This window comes from Parafrankia irregularis, assembly GCF_001536285.1.
Classification (GTDB): Bacteria; Actinomycetota; Actinomycetes; order Frankiales; family Frankiaceae; genus Parafrankia; species Parafrankia irregularis.
The window spans coordinates 14,352-30,605 of record NZ_FAOZ01000042.1; the positions used below are offsets into that span (position 1 = coordinate 14,352).

Below are 16,254 nucleotides of genomic sequence, written 5' to 3' on the forward strand. Positions count from 1 at the left end.
GTGCGATGAACGCTGGTACCCACCTTCGGCGAGGGGGCTCGACGTGACCGATGATCTGCTGGAGCTGGCCACCGACGCCTACATCTACGGATTTCCCCTGGTCTACAACCTCATGGAGGTCGAACGCATCTCCAACCAGGGCATGGGAACCATTGATCCGGCGCCGTTCAATGTGCTCAGCCACGCCTCGGATCTGGCCGGGCCGGCCGACAGGTTCGTCTCGATAAACAATGACACGATCTACTCCTTCGCACAGGTCGACGTGAGTGGTGGTCCGCTCCTGCTGCATGTTCCGGATACTTCCGGGCGTTACTACGTGCTGCAGTTCATCGACGCCTGGACGAACAACTTCGCGTATGTGGGCCGGCGGGCGACCGGGACGGCTGCGGCTTCCTTCCTGCTGGTCCCCCCGGGGTGGCGGGCCGGCGGGCCCGCCGGCGTCCCGGTGATCGAGTTCCCGACCGCGGTGGGCTCGATCGTGGGCCGATGGGCCTGTGACGGCCCAGCCGACCTGGCCAAGGTCCGAACTCTGCAGAGCAGGCTGACCCTCGAAGCCACCGCGGGCACCACCGGCGGCGCGGGTGCCACCGGCAGTACGGGCACCACCGGCAGTACCGGCACCACCGGCGCCGCCGCCGGGCTGGTGGGGATCCCTGCACCCACGGCTGTTCCGATCGAACTCGGTTTCTTCGAACGGATGCGAGCCTGGATGCGCGCCTTCCCTCCCGCGGGCCCGGACCTCGCCTACCAGCGACGGTTCGCACCCCTCGGGCTGCTGGACGAGACCTCGCCGTACGCCGACGCCCCGCCCGAGCTGGCCAAGGCGCTGACAGCCGGGCAGCACGCGGGCAAGCAGCGGATCGAGGACCGGCTACGGAAGGGCGGCCCGGCGCCGGTGGTCAACGGCTGGGCGATCACCTTCCACATGTTCGACTACAACCTGGATCACCTGGGGCTGGGCACGATCGACACCCCGGAGTGGAAGATCGATGACCGCGAGGCCGGCTATCTCGCCCGCGCGCTGGCCGCCCGGGCCGGCCTGTGGGGCAACCACGGTTACGAGGCCGCATACCCGATGACCTACACCGACTCGGACGGCGACCAGCTCGACGGCCACGGCCGCTACACAATCCGGTTCGACCAGGAGCCGCCGGTCGACGCGTTCTGGTCCATCACCATGTACGACCTGCCCGGGTTCCATCTGGTCGCCAACCGCGCGAACCGGTACTCCATCGGCGACCGCACACCTGGCCTGCAGCGCGACAGCGACGGGTCGCTCACCATCGTGATCCAGCACGACCCGCCCGCCGACACCCGCAACTGGCTGCCTGCCCCGGCAGGTCCGTTCCGTCCGATCCTGCGGCTCTACCAACCGAGAGCAGCCGTGCTCGACGGCACCTACCAGCTCCCCGCCATCACCAAGGCCGGCCCGCGGCAGACGATCTGACCCGACGCCGGGTGATCTCGAGGTAGCGCGGGTCGGGCGGGAGCGGTCCGGCGGGAGCGGTCGGATGATCGCCGCGGTGCCGCGGTGCCGCGGGCATCCGCAGAGCTCAGGGCTGCGGAATCTCCACCCGATCACGCACGTAGAGCGGGTTGTGGGCGATCACGGCCCGCGGGGTCAGACCAGCGCCGGACACCCGGTAGCGCACCCGCCCGGAGACAGCTTGGGCGATGGAGCCGATGAAGGCCTGGGCCGCGGTACGCAGCGGGCCGAGCCACCGGCCCTCAACGGCCTCATGTACCCAGATCTGCTCCAGGTGGATCTTTTCGCGCAGGGTTGCCGCGTCCACGCTGGCCTGCTCCAGGCGGCGGTAGGCGTCGAGGAGCAGATGCGCGGCAGGCATCTCCCGCACCTCCTGCACCTTCTGCCCGTTCGCTATCTCCTCCAGCCCGATATACCTGCCGAGGCCGTACGCGCCGACCAGGGCGTTGAGGGAACGGACCAGGTCGGCCGCTGGAAGCGCCCGTCCGTCGAGCGCGACCGGCACGCCGCGCTGAAAGCTCACCTCCACCTCCACCGGCTCGGTGGCCGTGGGCGTGGTCCACTCGTAAAGCGCTTCCGGGACGTCGATCCGCTCCGGGTCGTCGAGGCCATCGGCTTCGAACTCACGGCACCACAGGTTCACGTCCGTGCTGTACCGAGCGGATTCGGGCCGGGAGCGTTCCACCAGCTCCAGCAGCCCGCTGTCGGCGAGTTTGAGTAGCTTCTTCTCTCGTGATGGCGCGTCGACGACGAACGGGGAACCGTAACTGCCCGCGAAACGCAGTGCCGCGAAGGTCTGGTTGAAGCGGCGCAGGCTGTTCTGCGTGCCGTCCGCGGTGTGCAGTACCGCGTCGTAGCCCTGTTCATGGGCCACCGCGGTGGCCACCTGGACCATCAGCGGTCGGGTCAACGACGCCGAGATCGGATGGGTGCCCAGGTAGACGGCCTGGGCAGCGATCGCCGGGAAGGCATAACCCGTGAGGAACTCGTCCGTCTGGTCCAGCACCAGGTGGTCGAATCCGAGCCGGTCACACACCCGCCCCGCCCGTAGGCCATCACCGCCGCCAAGCTCGATGGTGAGCGCGAGCACAGACGCCGACGGCAGCACGGACGCTATGTGATGAAGCAGATAGGTACCGTCCAGCCCACCACTGAACAGGCAGATCACCCGGTTTTTCCGCAGGAATCTCTCGTCTATGTCCGCCAGGTCCACGACAATCTTGCTCATGGCTACTCTTCTCGAATTTGACGTATTTTCTGAATGATGAGATTCGCGACGAAGAAGCAGTCGGCGGCCAGATCTCCATCATTCACGGGGGTCACGAAGGTCTCCAGCGCCGCCATCGCGGCAGGGTATCTTTCCTCAAGCCGTAGTTCGTTGACGACGTCACCAAACTCAACCGGCCCGGCGAGACGGCCGGAGTGAAATGCCTCTCGAGCCCGAGTGACGGCCTCGGAGTACTCCCGCCGGTCCCGGTGGTAACTGCTCACTATGAGTGCTCGTAGGGCGGTAAAGAAGGAACCCCGATCGAAGGTGACGAAAAAGGAGTCTTCTTCTCCGCTGACGCCCTCGTGCTCCACCGTGCTCACATGAGCCGATGCCGGCATGGTGAGCTGCGCGGCTCGCTGCTGTTCCGGCAGGTTCATCATGAGCGCCGAGATCTGTGGCAGGGACTCGTTCAGAAAGCCCTTGATGTAGCCACGCCAGAAAGCGGCGAGCGCCGGTGCTTCGGCCGGGTCGGCGGACCGCAGGAAGCTCCGGCCCACAGTGATCTTCCAGGCATCGTCCGTGACGCTGTCGAGCGTGTACGTACCCCATCCACCGGTGCGGTCCCAGTAGTTCCACAACGCCACGAAGGCCTTCGGGCCGATCGGCACGAAACGACCACCACGCAGCACGAACTCGACCAGGTCGCTCGCGGCACCTGCCCCGATCTTCTGCGCCGCGTTCTCCAGCAGGTCCACGCGGTCCGGGAGCAGCAGCCGGAGCAGCTGGACAACCGTCTCGGTGCGGAGGATGACGTGCCGGACCCCGGCCCGGCTGATCACACCGTCCTCGGCCGAGAGACTGAATTCCGGCAGCATGTCACCCAGCCGTTTACCGGCCTCACGCAGCAGGGGATGCGTCCCGTAGGACGACCGGTCGATCGTGAACAGTGGCTGGAACGACTCCGCGAGAAATCCGAGGAAGCCCTGTACCTGCACCCGGGAGGACGAGTTCCCGGCGTCGATCAGGTCGCGGACACCCTCGAGGTCCGAGTCGAAGACGGCGTAGGCCTGGGCGGGCGCTGGGGCGTTCATCTCCCCTACTACGCGCGCGAGGTCGACCGTCACCCGGAACGCGAGGTCCGCCGGGCTGGTGAACAGCCGTGCCGGGTGCCGACGGCGCAGCTCGTCACGGAAGTCCGCCTGGTGCTCACGCAGTTCGTCGGACGGCACGATGTCATGCGGGACGGGCAGGCTCTCATCCGCCAGGTAGACGAGAACCCGCTTACCCGTGGCCCGCGCGTAGTCGTACTCGGCCATTGCCACGGACCTGGTCGGATACTGGGAGGGCACACCGAACGTGTGCCCGAAGATACCGATGAAAACCGCACAGGCGTCCACGGCCTCCGTAGCCGGATGCTCGGGCTCCTCGACCCGGGCGCCGACCGTGGTCACCACCACGCCGTGGTCGGTCATGCTCCCGTCGATCGCGTCGGCGACAGCCCGTCGGTGATCCGTGAGGTCGACGTATGTACCCCCGACGAACACTGTGATCCCGAGCCGCGCGGGCGCCGGCAGCTCGGCCGGGCGGGCATCCGCCGGCCCTTCGAGAATCTTGATGGCCAGTTCCTCGATGGCCTCGTTCTCGTAGTTCTCAATCGTGTCCGGATGCAGCTTGAGCGCCTCGGCGAGCTGGCGGCGGCGTGCGGTGAGATAGCCCGGGTCGCGGCCAGGCCACGTCGCCGGCGTGGAGGAGTCCGCCGCCGGCTCCGGTACCGCGAGCGCGTTGCGCAGCGAATGCGCCTTCGCACCTGTTCCCAGGTCGACCAGCAGCGCACGCAGCAGATCGAGGGCCGCGGTCACCGATTCGGTGCGGCCAAGAAGCCGGTTCCAGTCCTGGAGCGCGACGAGCAGGGTTCCGCGTTGAGCCAGAGCGGCCAGTGACAACCCCCGACCCCTGCGTAACTGTGTCAACTCCACGACAAGAGATTTCCGGGTCCCTTCCCCATTGGTTCCCGTTTCGTTCCGGATCACTGGCACCCCCTTTTTCTTCCCGCTCACATCCGGTCAATCTCCGCTTGCCGATCACGCTGACATCAGCAACTCTAGGGACTGTACGACACGGTGCAGCGCCGGACCACAGCCGGCACCGCCGAGCAGAAGCAGCCGAAGGGAGTAGTCCAGATGACCCAGCTTCTCGTCGTGCTGCTCGCCGTATCTCTCGTACTGGCGATCGGCAGCGTATTCCTTCTCACTCTTTCCAGGTTCACCGACGAGCGGCGTGACGTGGCGGATGTGGAACGGCTCCGCGCAGCACAGTACGTCATCGCCCAGGGCGGGCAGCAAGACGGCGACGTCACCCGGAAATAACGCTGACGCCCGATCACACGGAAATAGCGCCTGTTTCACAGCGCGACATTTTCGTCGCCCCGGTCCGCCGGAAATCTCCGGTGGACCCGCGCCTCCGCCGTACATCCCGGTTCTGCCGATCGTGCCTCGGGGGGACGATCGGCGTCAGGCGGCTCCCGCCGCCTCTGCCCGTGGCCAGCCGAAACGCGCCGGCCACGGGCAGGCACGCTTTCCGGACTGTTCTCGGCCGCGTGCTATCGGGCCGCGTGCTATCGGGCCGCGGTCAGGGCGGCGCGGATCATATGGGCGGGGTCGCCCAGGTGGTAGCGGTGTTCGCTGGCCTCGATGTTGTCGAGGAACTCCTGGTAGCGCACCGCGTAGGAGACGTTGCCCAGCGGTGCGGCGAGGGTGAGCGCGCGGTGCGGGTCGCAGCCCGGCCGGCACTGCGACCAGGCGGTCGCCCACACGTCGGCGACGTGTTCCCACAGATCGTCGGGCAGGAACTCGCGGGGCCGCAGGCCGTCCAGCACCGGGTGGCCCCGGTGGCTGTCCGCGAAGTCGACGGCGACACCAGCACTGCTGCCGGTGCCGGTGGCGGCACCGGCGTTCTGGTTGTCCGATCTCCAGTTGCCGGGGTGGAAGTCACCGTGGACGAGGGTGAGCGGCAGGCCGCAGGCGGCCAGTTCGGTGACGAGATCCGGCAGGCGCGTGGCGAGGTCGCGGGCAGCGGCCAGCTCGGTGGCGGTCAGCTCTGCCCCGGCCGCACCGTCGAGCAGGCGGTCGAACTGGCCGATCAGGGCATGCGGAGTCCGGTCGGGCAGGTCCGCGGGCATCAGCTCGGGCTGCTCGGCCAGTGCCGCCTGCGCCCGCACGAGCCGACGGATCGTGGTCTCGATGTCCGTCCGCGACGGGTTCCAGCAGTCGCGGCCCGGCACATGTTCGAGCAGGATCCGTCCCGCGGGCACATCCGCGGCCACCACGGCGGGTACCAGCGACGGGTCGATCCGGGCGAACGCCGCGATCACGTCGGGCTCCCTGGCGGCGAACGGCGGTGTCGTCTTCAGCCAGACCAGCCCGGCAGCCGTCGGGATGCGGAACAGGCCGGAGAGGTTCCAGGTCCTGACCTGTTCGGCGGCGCCGACCGGCGGGCGCCCCTCGGCCCGCAACGCCGCGTCCGCCCAGCTCAGGGCGTCCTGAAGGCCCTCCCTGGTGGCCCAGGTCGCCCGGCCCGCCGCGGGCGCCACCAGACTGTCGTGGTCGATCGGCACCACGGTGAGGCGGCCGTCGGGCGGACGCCTGGAGGCTTCGACGTGGTAGGTGACGTGTCCGTCCCGTGCCCCTTCGCCGTTCTCGACATCGATGAGCCGCAGCACCGTCACCCGCACCCCGAGTTCGCGGCCGAGGCGGCGTACGACCGGGCCGACGTCCGCCCACCAGGGGCTGTCGGCCTCGAACGGCCCGAGACCGCCCAGACATTCGCCGCCCGTCGTCACCACCGCGCTGAACGTCCGCCCCGTCCTGCGTTCCACCCGCCCAATGTCACGACGGTGCGGCGTCAGGGCAAACGGTTTTCCGGAACGGTCGTTGACGGCGCGGTGCTGCCGCAGGCCTGAACAGGCAGGCCTGCGGCAGCGTCACGATGGACGGGTGTGTCGCCTGGTCACGCTGCCAGGCGCGACCCGCAGTAGTTGGGGTCGACCACCTCGAAGCTCCGCCCGCTGGCCGCGACCCGGACGAAGGCGTAGCACTCGCGAAGCTGCCCGAAGTCGGCCTCGAAATCGGTGGTGGGGACCAGTCCACCGGCGGTGTAGTCGTGAACCCCACGCAGCCCGTCGATGAAGCTCTTCCGCGTCGGGCACGGCCCCGCTTCCTGCAGGCCGCGGATGAACATGTCCGCGTTGATGTAGGCGGCGAGCGCGGTCGTCTGGTTCGGGTCGGTGGTCTCCGGCGCGTGCAGCGCCATGGCTTCGTGGTAGGCGTCCAGAGCGGGGCTGTCGAGCTCGAATGGCGTGAACGGCTCGAAGAAGGTGAGGCCAGCCAGGGACTGCCCATGCTGCTCCAGCAGCGCGGCATCGGGTGCCGTGGCCGCCAGCACCACCTTGAGCTGCACTCCGGCCTGACGGGCGGCGCTGATGACCTCGACGATGTCGGCGGCAGAACCACCGGTCACAACAGTGTCGATGTTCTCCGCGACCATCCGCTGCGCCAGGCGCGCAGCGCTCGTGACGCCCGGCAGGAACTCCACGACCGGGTTCGCCTCATCGACCTGGACACCCGTTGTGCGAAGGCTGACCACCAGCTGACTGTTCAGATCAGTCCCGGTCAACCTGGTGGTCGGCCCGATGACCAGCGCCCGCGTGCCGCCGTGCTCCTTCACGAACCGACCGAAGGTGTCGACCGACGAGCCCTTGGTGGTCAGGTAGCCGAAGGCGAACATGTTTCGGTAGGCGGTCCAGACCTCTTCCGCCGAGATTCCGATGATCGGAATGTTCTCGTCGGCGAGATATTTCGCGGCACCTGACGTCGACGCGCTGGACTCGAGGATCGCAAACGCGTCGTAGTTCTCCACAAGATCCCGGCTGACCGCCAGGTTCCGAGCGGGGCTTCCTTCGTCGTCACGCCACTGGGCGACTATCTGACGGCCGTTCACCCCACCCTTTTCGTTCTCGACCGCGAGACGCGCCTCGAAACCGGCACGCGACGGTGAGAACGCGGCTGACAGCACACCGCTATCGGTATAGACGACACCGACCCGCACCTCGCTGCCGGTGACTCCGGCGGCCACGCAGGAATCTTCGGCGACCGGCGCCTGCGGCGACCCGGAACAGGCGGCCAGCGTGACGACCAGCGATGACACGAGCACCACACCGCACAGGCGGCGAGCGCGGCCAACGACAGCGCCACGGGAACAGGCGGGTAAGCGTGTCGACACTCCCGGTAACACATCGCCCCCACAAGGTAATCAGCCAAAGGTTGACGGAGAAGCTCCGGCCGGCAACGAAACGGCGGTCTCGTCGTTGGACCGGGTACCCGAAGCAGCGATCTGAGACCGGGCACGATTCTGCCTGGTCATCGCGCGACGAGCCAGGACGAAAGCGGCAGATCGGGGCAGATCATGCTCCAGTCCTGCGACGACCGAGGCTCGGCGCGCCCCCGTACTGTCTGACGAAGGCGCTGAAGCCGCCGCCGGAGGTCTCCGTCGGCCCGGTGAGGAGTTTGCGGTGTTCCGTTCACCTCGTTCACGTCCGGCTGTCTCGCTCGCCCGACTGTTCACTTCCTCGCTCGCCACGCTCGCAGCCGCCGGCACGCTGTTGGCTGGCTGCGGGCCCGGCGATACCGACGGCGCTGCACCACCCGGGGCCGCTGCACCACCCGGGGCAGAGCCACACCGGTCAGGCGCACCCGGAGCAGGCACACCCGGGACGGACGCAAGCGGGACGACGTCCGATGCGCGGGATCTGCGGCAGGTGGCAACAGATCTCACCTCGCCCTGGGGGCTGGCCTTCCTCCCGGACGGCCGTGCCCTCGTCGCCACCCGGGACAGCGGGCGCATCCTGATCGTGCCCGCGGCGGGCGGAACGCCGACGGAGGTGACGACGCTGCCCGTGCGGCATCGCAGCGAGGGCGGTCTGCTCGGGCTCGCGGTCTCGCCACGGTTCGATCAGGACCACTGGGTCTACGCCTACTACACCTCGGCGGCGGACAACCGTGTCGTGCGCTTCCAGCTCGACGGCGACCGTGCGGGCGCACCCGAGAACGTGCTGACCGGGCTACGCGCCGCACCGAACCACAACGGCGGGCGGATCGCGTTCGGCCCGGACGGCCAGCTCTATGTGGCCGTCGGCGACGCCGGCGAGCCTGCCACGGCGCAGGACCCGACGAGCCCGAACGGAAAGATCCTGCGGATCACCGCCGACGGCGGGATACCCGCCGACAACCCGGACCCGTCGTCAGGCGTGTACAGCCTCGGCCACCGCAACGTGCAGGGCCTGGCCTGGGACTCGGCCGGGCGGCTGTGGGCATCCGAGTTCGGGCAGAACACGTTCGACGAGATCAACCTGATCCGGCCGGGCGGGAACTACGGCTGGCCGGTGGTGGAGGGCACCGGCGACGCGGCCGGCGGGCGCTACACCAACCCACAGGTCACCTGGTCGACCGACGAGGCGTCCCCCAGTGGCATCGCGATCCGGGACGACGTCCTCTATGTGGCCGCGCTGCGCGGTGAGCGCCTGTGGGTGATGGACCTGGCCGGCGGCCGCGTGGCCGGGGCGCCCCGGGCGCTGTTCACGGGCGAGCTCGGCCGCCTGCGCACCGTGGAGCCGGCGCCCGACGGCAGCCTGTGGCTGATCACATCGAACACCGACGGCCGCGGCACTCCCGGCGCGGGCGACGACCGGATCCTCGCTCTGCGTTGAGCCGCCCCGATCCGCTCAACGCGGAGCGGCTCGGGGCCAGCCGGGTACAGGACCGCCTGGATGCAGGGCCGCGCAGGCCAGCTGGGCTCAGCCTCGGATCGGCCCCACATCAGATCGGCCCAGCCTCGCTCAGGTCAGTGCCAGTCGCCTATCTGGACGTCACGCGGAGCCGGCGCCCCCTGCCCGGTCTCCACCAGGGACTTCAGGCTCATCAGGTACGAGCCCCACTTGGTGCTGCAGTGGTACATGAACTCCACCGGCTCCTTCCAGCCCTGATGCCGGAACAGGACGATCGTGTAGTCGCCGGACTGCTGCAGGTCCCAGTCGATCGTCGTCCCGACCCACTCCTCGGGTCCGTCGACCACTCGCCACACCACCCGCTCGGACGGCCGGGTTTCGACAACCTCCATGTCGAAGCCACCGGGCAGGAACCGGAACTCGAGCACACCGCCGACCTCGGCTGTGCCCTTCGTGTCGTCCGTCCACCAGCCGGCGAGACCCTCGACGGTCGTCAGCGCGTCGTACACCTTCTTCGGCTCCGTGGTCCGGACACCGATCCTGTGCAGAATGTCCACGATTCTTCGTGCTCCTCTTTCTGGTCAGCTTTGCTGTTGGTTCTGTGGCTTCTGTTGGTTCTGCTGGTTCTGCTGGGCACGTTGGATCGCCTCGGCGATCCTCTTGATCCGGCGCAGGCGGGCGTCCCAGGCCGACCCGACCGAGGCGAGCTGGGCGACCGCGCGGGCGAGCTGGGCGTCGTCCACTCGATAGCGCTTCTCCCGGCCCACCGGCGTCGCCTGGACGAGCCCGGCCCGGTCGAGGACGCCGAGATGCTTGGCCACGGCCTGGCGGGTGACCGGCAGATGTTGGCTCAGGGTGGTCGCTGTGCCGCCACCGTCGGCGAGCAGCAGGTCGAGCATGCGGCGCCGGGTCGGATCCCCGATGGCGGACCAGAGATCGTCGTCGATGGCCTCGGCCACCGCAGTGCTCACGGACGCACCCGCAGCGTCGCGACGTACGAGACGAGCCGCGGCAGGAAGTGGGCCCAGCCGCTGACGTGGTCGTTGTAGTGATGCTCGAGGACGGCGGCCTCCCAGCCCATCTCGCGGAAGCCGGTCTCGGTCATCCGCAGCAGCGTTCCGTCGCCGGACGGCGAAAGGTCGAACGTGACCAGCAGCGAGTTGCCCTCCGCCGCCGGCTCCCCGGCCGGATGCGTCCAGCGGAACGAGAACATCCGCGGCGGCCGGGCATCGATGACGGTGACCGGCACCACCGTCCCGCCGGCGTCGCGGTCGCCGAAGACGATCTCCCCCACGGCCCCGGGCACCGGCTCGAACCGAGCGTCGTCCGGCCACCACTCCTTCAGGTGCTCCGGACTGCTCACGACGTCGAAGACGATCTCCGGCGACGCCTCGATGAAGATCTCGCGCTCGATGGATCCGAACTCCATGCCAACCTCCAGCAACCTTTGGTTGCACGTCACCATAGGCGGCGGGGCGGCTTCATGCAACCATCAGTTGCGCTGTCGGCAAGTCCACGCGTCCAGCGCGGATACCGGCGGCCCACGGAGGCGGGGCGGGGGCGGGGCGACCCGCCGTAACAGACCGAGCGGTCACGCTGTCGCACGTCGATCCGGGCGAACGAGGCGCTTCCGCGGGTCTGAACAGGCAGGCCCGCGGAAGCGTCACGGCGGACGGCTACACCGCCGGGTCACCCAGACAGGCGGGTCCCGCAGTAGTTGGGGTCGATCACCTCGAAATGCTTCGCGTCGGCCGCGACCCGGACGAATGCGTAACACGCGCGAAGCTGCCCGAAGTCGGCTTCGAAGTCGGTGGTGGGGACCAGGCCACCTGCCGTGTAGTCGTGTACCTGGCGCAGCCGATCGATGAAGCCCTGCCTGGTCGGGCACGGCCCGGCCTCCTGCAGGCCACGGATCAGCATGTCCGCGTTGATGTAGGCGGCAAGTGCGACCGTCTGGTTGGGATCGGAAATCTCCGGCGCGTGCCGTGCCATCGCCTTGTGGTAGGCGTCCAGCCCGGGGTTTTCGGACTCGAACGGCGTGAACGGCTCGAAGAAGACCAGGCCAGCCAGTACCTGCCCGTACTGCTCCAGGAGCGCTGCGTCGGGGGCCGTGGCAGTCAACACCACCTTCAGCCGCACACCGGCATTGCGAGCGGCACTGACGACCTCGGCGATGTCGGCGGCAGCACCGCCGGACACCACCGTGTCGATCTTCTGGTCGACCATCCGCTGTGCCAGGCGCGCGGCGCTCGTCACCCCCGGCAGGAACTCCACGACCGGGTTCGCCTCGTCGATCTGGACACCCGTTCCGCGAAGGCTCTTCACCATATGGCTGTTCAGGTCAGAGCCGGTCAGCCTGGTGGACGTCCCGATGACCATGGCCCGCGTGCCACCGTGTTCCTTCACGAACCGACCGAAGGTGTCCACGGGCAGGCCTTTGCTCGCCAGGTAGGCGAAGGCGAACATGTTCCGGTAGGACGACCAGACCTCTTCCGCCGAGATGCCGATGACCGGAATCTTCTCGTCGGCGAGGTACTTCGCGGCGCCGGAAGTCGTCGCGCTGGACTGGAGGATCGCGAACGCGCCGTAGTTCGCCACGAGATCCCGGCTGACCGCCAGGTTCCCCGCGGTGCTCCCCCCGTCGTCACGCGGCTGGTAGACGATCCGGCGGCCGTTCACCCCACCTTTTTCGTTCTCGACCGCAAGGCGTGCTTCAAATCCGGCACGCGCCGGGGCGAAGGGAGCCGACAACGCACCGCTGTCCGTGTACACAACACCGACCCGCACTTCACTGTCAGTGACTCCTGGTGATGCGCAGGAACTCGCGTCGACCTGACCCCGAGGCTGCCCGGTACAGGCGGCGAGGGCTACGAGCAGCACGGACACGACGGCGGCGCCACCTATGCGGCGCACACGACTCACGACAGCTCCGCGGGAACAGTCGATAGGTACGCCGATACCCCTGTCAGCACCTTGTCCCCCCGCAAAAGTAACCAACGGGCAATACGAGCCCGCCGAACAGACAGATACGGAGACCCGACCTCCGGATAGGGGGCTGGAACCAGCGCCCCACAGCGAGACCGGATCACGCCCGGCTATCTAACAACAAAACCGACCAGGACGATTCGTCGGGCTGCCATCGGCCGGGCGCAAGGCCGGTCGACTCTCTCCTCGAGCGGCTCAGTGCCAGTCGCCGATCTGGACGTCGCGGAGCCGGCACACCCTCGCCGGTCTCCACCAGGGTCCCGACCAGAATGTCCATTATCGTCGCAATTCTCCTTATGGCCAGACACACGGCACGCGGACAGCAGCCCGGCGATCCCCATGGGCCACGGCAGGGAGCTCGGCCCATGCCGACGAAAGCCAGGACCCGGCGACCGCCGGGCGAAATGGCTGCCTCGCCGGCGGCATCTGAGCAGAATGCTGGGACATGACATCCACCAGACAGCTTTTTCTGGACGTCGCGACATCAGCCGCCGCGCTGCTGCGCGCTCCTGCCGTCGCCACTCGCTGGAATGCGGACAGCGCCCTGCCGAAGTTCACCGTCAGCGGGCTGGCCGGTCATCTCGCCTGGCAGGTCACCATTGTTTCTCGGCTGCTCGCCGACCATGAGCCCGAGGTGAAGCCCACCAGCCTCCTCGAGCACTACACCCAGGCGGTATGGATTGGCGCTTCCCTCGACGACGATCTCAACGTGGGCATCCGCCAGATCGGGGAGGCGACGGCCGCGGGCGGCCCGGACGAGCTCGCAGCTCGCGTCGAGGCAGCCATCGAGGAACTGAACGGCCTGCTGCCGGCCGAGCCTGCCGGCCGGATCGTGCGCATGGCGTCGTTCGTACTGTCCCTTGACGACTTCCTGACCACCCGAATCCTGGAGATCGCCGTGCACTCTGACGATCTGGCCGTCAGCGTGGGCGTGCCGACGCCGGAGCTGCCGGCAGCTGCCACCGACGCGGTCCTGGTGCTGCTGACCCGCCTCGCGGCCCACCGGCACGGGCCCACCGCGGTCCTGCGCGCGCTCAGCCGCCCCGAGCGTGCCCCGGCGACGATCGCGGGAATCTGACATTCCACATTCCAGGTCGAGAGGGACAAAAAGCGCGCCGACTGCCTTTGGTGAACCGCAAGAAAGCAGGATTTTGGTCGTCGGAACGACCAAAATCCTTCGCTCTTGCGACTCGCCAAACCGGGCCGCCGGGCCACCGGGCGCGCGGGCGCGCGGAGTCACCGCCACAACCGAGTGGAGCCGCGCATCAGGGCACGTCGTCGTAACCCTCGCGGAGGGCGAACCGGGTCAGCTCGACCCGGTTGCGGAGCTGAAGCTTCGCAAGCACGTTGTGGACGTGGTTCTGCACCGTCCGATGCGACACGCCCAGCTGGCGGGCCGCGTCCCGGGCGGACAGGCCCTTCGCGACCAGCCTGAGCACCTCGACCTCCCGCGCGGTGAGGCGCGGTTCGGCAGCCGAGCCCGTGCCCGCAGCCGAGCCCGGCTCCCGGGACGCCCGGGACGCCTCGCCGAGGACGAGCGCGGCCAGCCCCGCGGTGAAGACGGCGGTCCCTCGCGCGGTGCGGCGAACCGCGTCGACGAGCTCCTCAGGACGGGCTGACTTGAGCAGGTACCCGGATGCCCCGGCCTTGACGGCGTCCAGCACGTCGGCCTGTTCCCCGGAGGCGGACACGACGAGCACCGACACCGGCGCTCCGGTCAGGGCGTTCGGGGCCTCCGTCGTGCCGACCAGGGCGCGGATCACCTCGACGCCAGGACCGTCCGGCAGCCCCAGGTCCAGGACGAGGACCTCGGGCCGGGTCGCCGCCAGGACGCGCAGCGCCTGCGCGACGGAGCCCGCCGTGCCCACCACCGAGAAGCCGGCTTCGGTGAGATCCCGGCTCAACGCCTCCCGCCACAGCGGGTGATCGTCGACGACGACCACCCGGCCGCCCACGCCAGCCCGGTCGGCGCCGGTTCCATCGCGGGTACCCGTGCCGGCATCACCGTGGGACACGCAGCTCGACCTCCGTCCCCTCACCGGGGCGCCCGGTGACGGCGACGTCGCCGCCGAGCTCACGGATCCGCCCGCGGACGGACACCGCGAGCCCGAGCCGGCCCTGCGCGGCGGCCTGCTCGGCCCGCCCGGGCTCGATGCCGATCCCGTCATCGCGAACGGTCACGACAACCGAACCGCCGTCGTCCTCAAGCAGGATCCACGCCGACGCCCCGGGGCCGGCGTGCATGGCCACATTGTCCAGCACAGCACGGACGGCCGCGACGATCTCGTCCGCATGCCTCCTCGGCAGAGGCACCGGCACGCCCGGAGTCGAGACCGTCACCTGCAGCGGCAGGTCACCGCCCGCGCCCGCGGCCATCGCCGGCTGCCTCCGGGTGATCGCCATCAACAGGCCCCCGAGATCCGCCTCGGCGGGATCGGGCCGCGAGGATCCGCCCCTGCCGCCTGGCAGGCCTGCCAGGCCTGCCAGGACCGCCCGGACCGCCCGCCTCCCAGCGCCCTCTGGACCTTCCGGATCTTCTGGATCGACCCGCACGGCCGCGCCCGGCGACCGCAGCAGGTCACGCAGCGCTGTCTCCTGATCGGCGGCCAGCCTGGCGACGTCGGCGGCGGGCAGGCCTCGCTCGGCCTCACGGGCGATCAGGGAGAGGACCTGCAGCACTCCGTCGTGGACGTCGCGGGCGAGCCGCTCCCGCTCGGCGTCCCCGGCCCGCGCGGCCAGCAGGCGCGCCAGGGCCGACTCGGCGCGGAACGCGGTCTGGCTGAGGTAGCCGACAACGGCTCCCGAGACCACGAAGAGAACCGCCGGACGTATCGAGGCCTGGCTCACCGAGCCGGTCGCGACGAAGGACGCCACGGCCAGGACCACACCGCCGGCGACGCCTCCCACGGTTCCACCGACGAGCGCGGCGCTGAACACACCACTCGCCGTCCACAGGGCGGGAAGGACATCCCGGGACCCGGCCGGGCTCACCGCGCCGGCGGCCAGCAGGACCGCGACGCACACCACGACATCCGCCGCGACCAGGTAGTCGCGCAGCCGAGGCCACCGGCGGTCGGCCGCGGGCGCGAACAACGACATGACCAACGACCAGAGGGTCACCGCGACGAACCAGAGCAGACCGGGGACCGCGGACGTGCCCTGCCCGAGGTCACGCCCGACCGTCACGACCGCGTAGCACGTCGCCACCAGGCGGAAGACCGCGAGTGAACGCCACAGCGCGCCGCGCACACCGTTCGGCCCACGGAGGCGGGCCGAACCCGGTGGCCTGCGCACCGAACAAGTCTCGCAGACAGTGACTGATCCCGCTTTCCACCAGGAGTTGGCATGGATCACCCTGGCCGGTCAGCCGCGGGCCGTCGGTGCCGTCAGGGCCAGGGCCGTCAGGGAAAGGGCCGTCAGGGAAAGGGCCATCAGGGAAAGATGAGTACGGATACTCAGGCCGGGTGGGGCGGCCGGGCCGACACTGTGCTCATGACCACCGCCAAGGCCCCCGTACCCCGGACGACGACCGCTTTCATGGTCCAGGCCACGCTTTCCTTCAGCATCTCGGTGATCGCGGTCCTCTATGCGATCGCGCATCTTCCGGGCGATGCCTGGATGCGTGGTTTCCTTCTGCTCGGCACGCTGTACATCGTCACCTCGACGTTCACGCTCTCGAAGTGCGTCCGTGACCACCAGGAGGCCTCCGCCGTCATCAGCCGGGTCGACCAGGCGCGGCTGGAGCGGCTCATGGCCGAGTACGACCCCTTCAAACAGCAGTTGACGCCCTGACCA

15 protein-coding genes are annotated in these 16,254 nt (G+C 69.1%); 5 read left to right on the forward strand and 10 right to left on the reverse strand.

Going from position 1 to position 16,254, the window contains the following annotated elements; all coding sequences use genetic code 11:
* Positions 1 to 43: 43 nt before the first annotated feature.
* Positions 44 to 1,447: a DUF1254 domain-containing protein gene (locus AWX74_RS35055; RefSeq protein WP_091285630.1), complete on the forward strand. Its 1,404-nt coding sequence runs from the start codon at positions 44 to 46 to the stop codon at positions 1,445 to 1,447.
* A gap of 106 nt (positions 1,448 to 1,553) precedes the next feature.
* Here AWX74_RS35055 and AWX74_RS35060 read toward each other — a convergent pair whose 3' ends face one another.
* Together AWX74_RS35060 and AWX74_RS35065 are read right to left on the reverse strand one after the other, a co-directional pair.
* The gene (locus AWX74_RS35060; protein ID WP_091285632.1) at positions 1,554 to 2,714 is read right to left on the reverse strand and encodes an argininosuccinate synthase domain-containing protein; all 1,161 of its coding nucleotides are present in this window, start codon (positions 2,712 to 2,714) and stop codon (positions 1,554 to 1,556) included.
* Between the two features lie 2 nt (positions 2,715 to 2,716).
* Positions 2,717 to 4,639, reverse strand: a complete 1,923-nt coding sequence (locus tag AWX74_RS35065; protein ID WP_165615920.1) for a DUF4062 domain-containing protein — start codon at positions 4,637 to 4,639, stop codon at positions 2,717 to 2,719.
* A gap of 237 nt (positions 4,640 to 4,876) precedes the next feature.
* On the opposite strand from AWX74_RS35065, the gene AWX74_RS35070 reads away from it, so the two are divergent.
* Positions 4,877 to 5,062, forward strand: coding sequence for a hypothetical protein (locus AWX74_RS35070; RefSeq protein ID WP_114476453.1), 186 nt, complete (start codon positions 4,877 to 4,879; stop codon positions 5,060 to 5,062).
* A gap of 248 nt (positions 5,063 to 5,310) precedes the next feature.
* Here AWX74_RS35070 and AWX74_RS35075 read toward each other — a convergent pair whose 3' ends face one another.
* Together AWX74_RS35075 and AWX74_RS35080 are read right to left on the reverse strand one after the other, a co-directional pair.
* Positions 5,311 to 6,570, reverse strand: a complete 1,260-nt coding sequence (locus AWX74_RS35075) for an aminoglycoside phosphotransferase family protein (RefSeq protein WP_242666567.1) — start codon at positions 6,568 to 6,570, stop codon at positions 5,311 to 5,313.
* A gap of 131 nt (positions 6,571 to 6,701) precedes the next feature.
* The gene (locus tag AWX74_RS35080; protein WP_242666568.1) at positions 6,702 to 7,898 is read right to left on the reverse strand and encodes an ABC transporter substrate-binding protein; all 1,197 of its coding nucleotides are present in this window, start codon (positions 7,896 to 7,898) and stop codon (positions 6,702 to 6,704) included.
* A 610-nt stretch (positions 7,899 to 8,508) separates the two neighbouring features.
* On the opposite strand from AWX74_RS35080, the gene AWX74_RS35085 reads away from it, so the two are divergent.
* Positions 8,509 to 9,456: a PQQ-dependent sugar dehydrogenase gene (locus tag AWX74_RS35085; protein ID WP_091285639.1), complete on the forward strand. Its 948-nt coding sequence runs from the start codon at positions 8,509 to 8,511 to the stop codon at positions 9,454 to 9,456.
* 134 nt (positions 9,457 to 9,590) lie between these two features.
* Here the strand turns inward: AWX74_RS35085 and AWX74_RS35090 are convergent, their stop codons facing one another.
* The 4 genes from AWX74_RS35090 to AWX74_RS35105 form a co-directional block, all read right to left on the reverse strand.
* Positions 9,591 to 10,031, reverse strand: coding sequence for an SRPBCC family protein (locus tag AWX74_RS35090; protein ID WP_054568377.1), 441 nt, complete (start codon positions 10,029 to 10,031; stop codon positions 9,591 to 9,593).
* A 24-nt stretch (positions 10,032 to 10,055) separates the two neighbouring features.
* The gene (locus AWX74_RS35095; RefSeq protein ID WP_242666569.1) at positions 10,056 to 10,445 is read right to left on the reverse strand and encodes an ArsR/SmtB family transcription factor; all 390 of its coding nucleotides are present in this window, start codon (positions 10,443 to 10,445) and stop codon (positions 10,056 to 10,058) included.
* Positions 10,442 to 10,903 (reverse strand): SRPBCC family protein, encoded by a 462-nt coding sequence (locus AWX74_RS35100; RefSeq protein WP_091285642.1) that lies wholly within the window; start codon positions 10,901 to 10,903, stop codon positions 10,442 to 10,444. Before AWX74_RS35100 ends, AWX74_RS35095 begins: the two co-directional genes overlap by 4 nt.
* A gap of 260 nt (positions 10,904 to 11,163) precedes the next feature.
* Complete coding sequence (locus tag AWX74_RS35105; RefSeq protein ID WP_091285644.1) at positions 11,164 to 12,396, reverse strand: ABC transporter substrate-binding protein; 1,233 nt, start codon at positions 12,394 to 12,396, stop codon at positions 11,164 to 11,166.
* Between the two features lie 508 nt (positions 12,397 to 12,904).
* On the opposite strand from AWX74_RS35105, the gene AWX74_RS35110 reads away from it, so the two are divergent.
* Positions 12,905 to 13,537 (forward strand): maleylpyruvate isomerase N-terminal domain-containing protein, encoded by a 633-nt coding sequence (locus AWX74_RS35110; RefSeq protein WP_091285648.1) that lies wholly within the window; start codon positions 12,905 to 12,907, stop codon positions 13,535 to 13,537.
* A gap of 187 nt (positions 13,538 to 13,724) precedes the next feature.
* On the opposite strand, the gene AWX74_RS35115 is transcribed toward AWX74_RS35110, so the two are convergent.
* Together AWX74_RS35115 and macS are read right to left on the reverse strand one after the other, a co-directional pair.
* The gene (locus AWX74_RS35115; protein ID WP_397311965.1) at positions 13,725 to 14,474 is read right to left on the reverse strand and encodes a response regulator; all 750 of its coding nucleotides are present in this window, start codon (positions 14,472 to 14,474) and stop codon (positions 13,725 to 13,727) included.
* Positions 14,461 to 15,753 carry a MacS family sensor histidine kinase gene (gene macS / locus AWX74_RS35120; protein WP_242666570.1) on the reverse strand — a complete coding sequence of 431 codons (1,293 nt, stop codon included), beginning with the start codon at positions 15,751 to 15,753 and terminating at the stop codon, positions 14,461 to 14,463. The genes AWX74_RS35115 and macS overlap by 14 nt, the downstream gene beginning before the upstream one ends.
* 147 nt (positions 15,754 to 15,900) lie before the next feature.
* Between macS and AWX74_RS35125 the strand changes: the two genes are divergently transcribed.
* Complete coding sequence (locus AWX74_RS35125; RefSeq protein WP_091285654.1) at positions 15,901 to 16,251, forward strand: YiaA/YiaB family inner membrane protein; 351 nt, start codon at positions 15,901 to 15,903, stop codon at positions 16,249 to 16,251.
* Positions 16,252 to 16,254: the final 3 nt, after the last annotated feature.

What these genes read in the sequence shown, in the direction of transcription:
- AWX74_RS35060 (WP_091285632.1), bottom strand. Translation starts at nt 2,714, where the DNA reads ATGAGCAAGATTGTCGTGGACCTGGCGGACATAGACGAGAGATTCCTG.
- AWX74_RS35070 (WP_114476453.1), top strand. Translation starts at nt 4,877, where the DNA reads ATGACCCAGCTTCTCGTCGTGCTGCTCGCCGTATCTCTCGTACTGGCG.
- AWX74_RS35100 (WP_091285642.1), bottom strand. Translation starts at nt 10,903, where the DNA reads ATGGAGTTCGGATCCATCGAGCGCGAGATCTTCATCGAGGCGTCGCCG.
- AWX74_RS35110 (WP_091285648.1), top strand. Translation starts at nt 12,905, where the DNA reads ATGACATCCACCAGACAGCTTTTTCTGGACGTCGCGACATCAGCCGCC.
- AWX74_RS35125 (WP_091285654.1), top strand. Translation starts at nt 15,901, where the DNA reads ATGAGTACGGATACTCAGGCCGGGTGGGGCGGCCGGGCCGACACTGTG.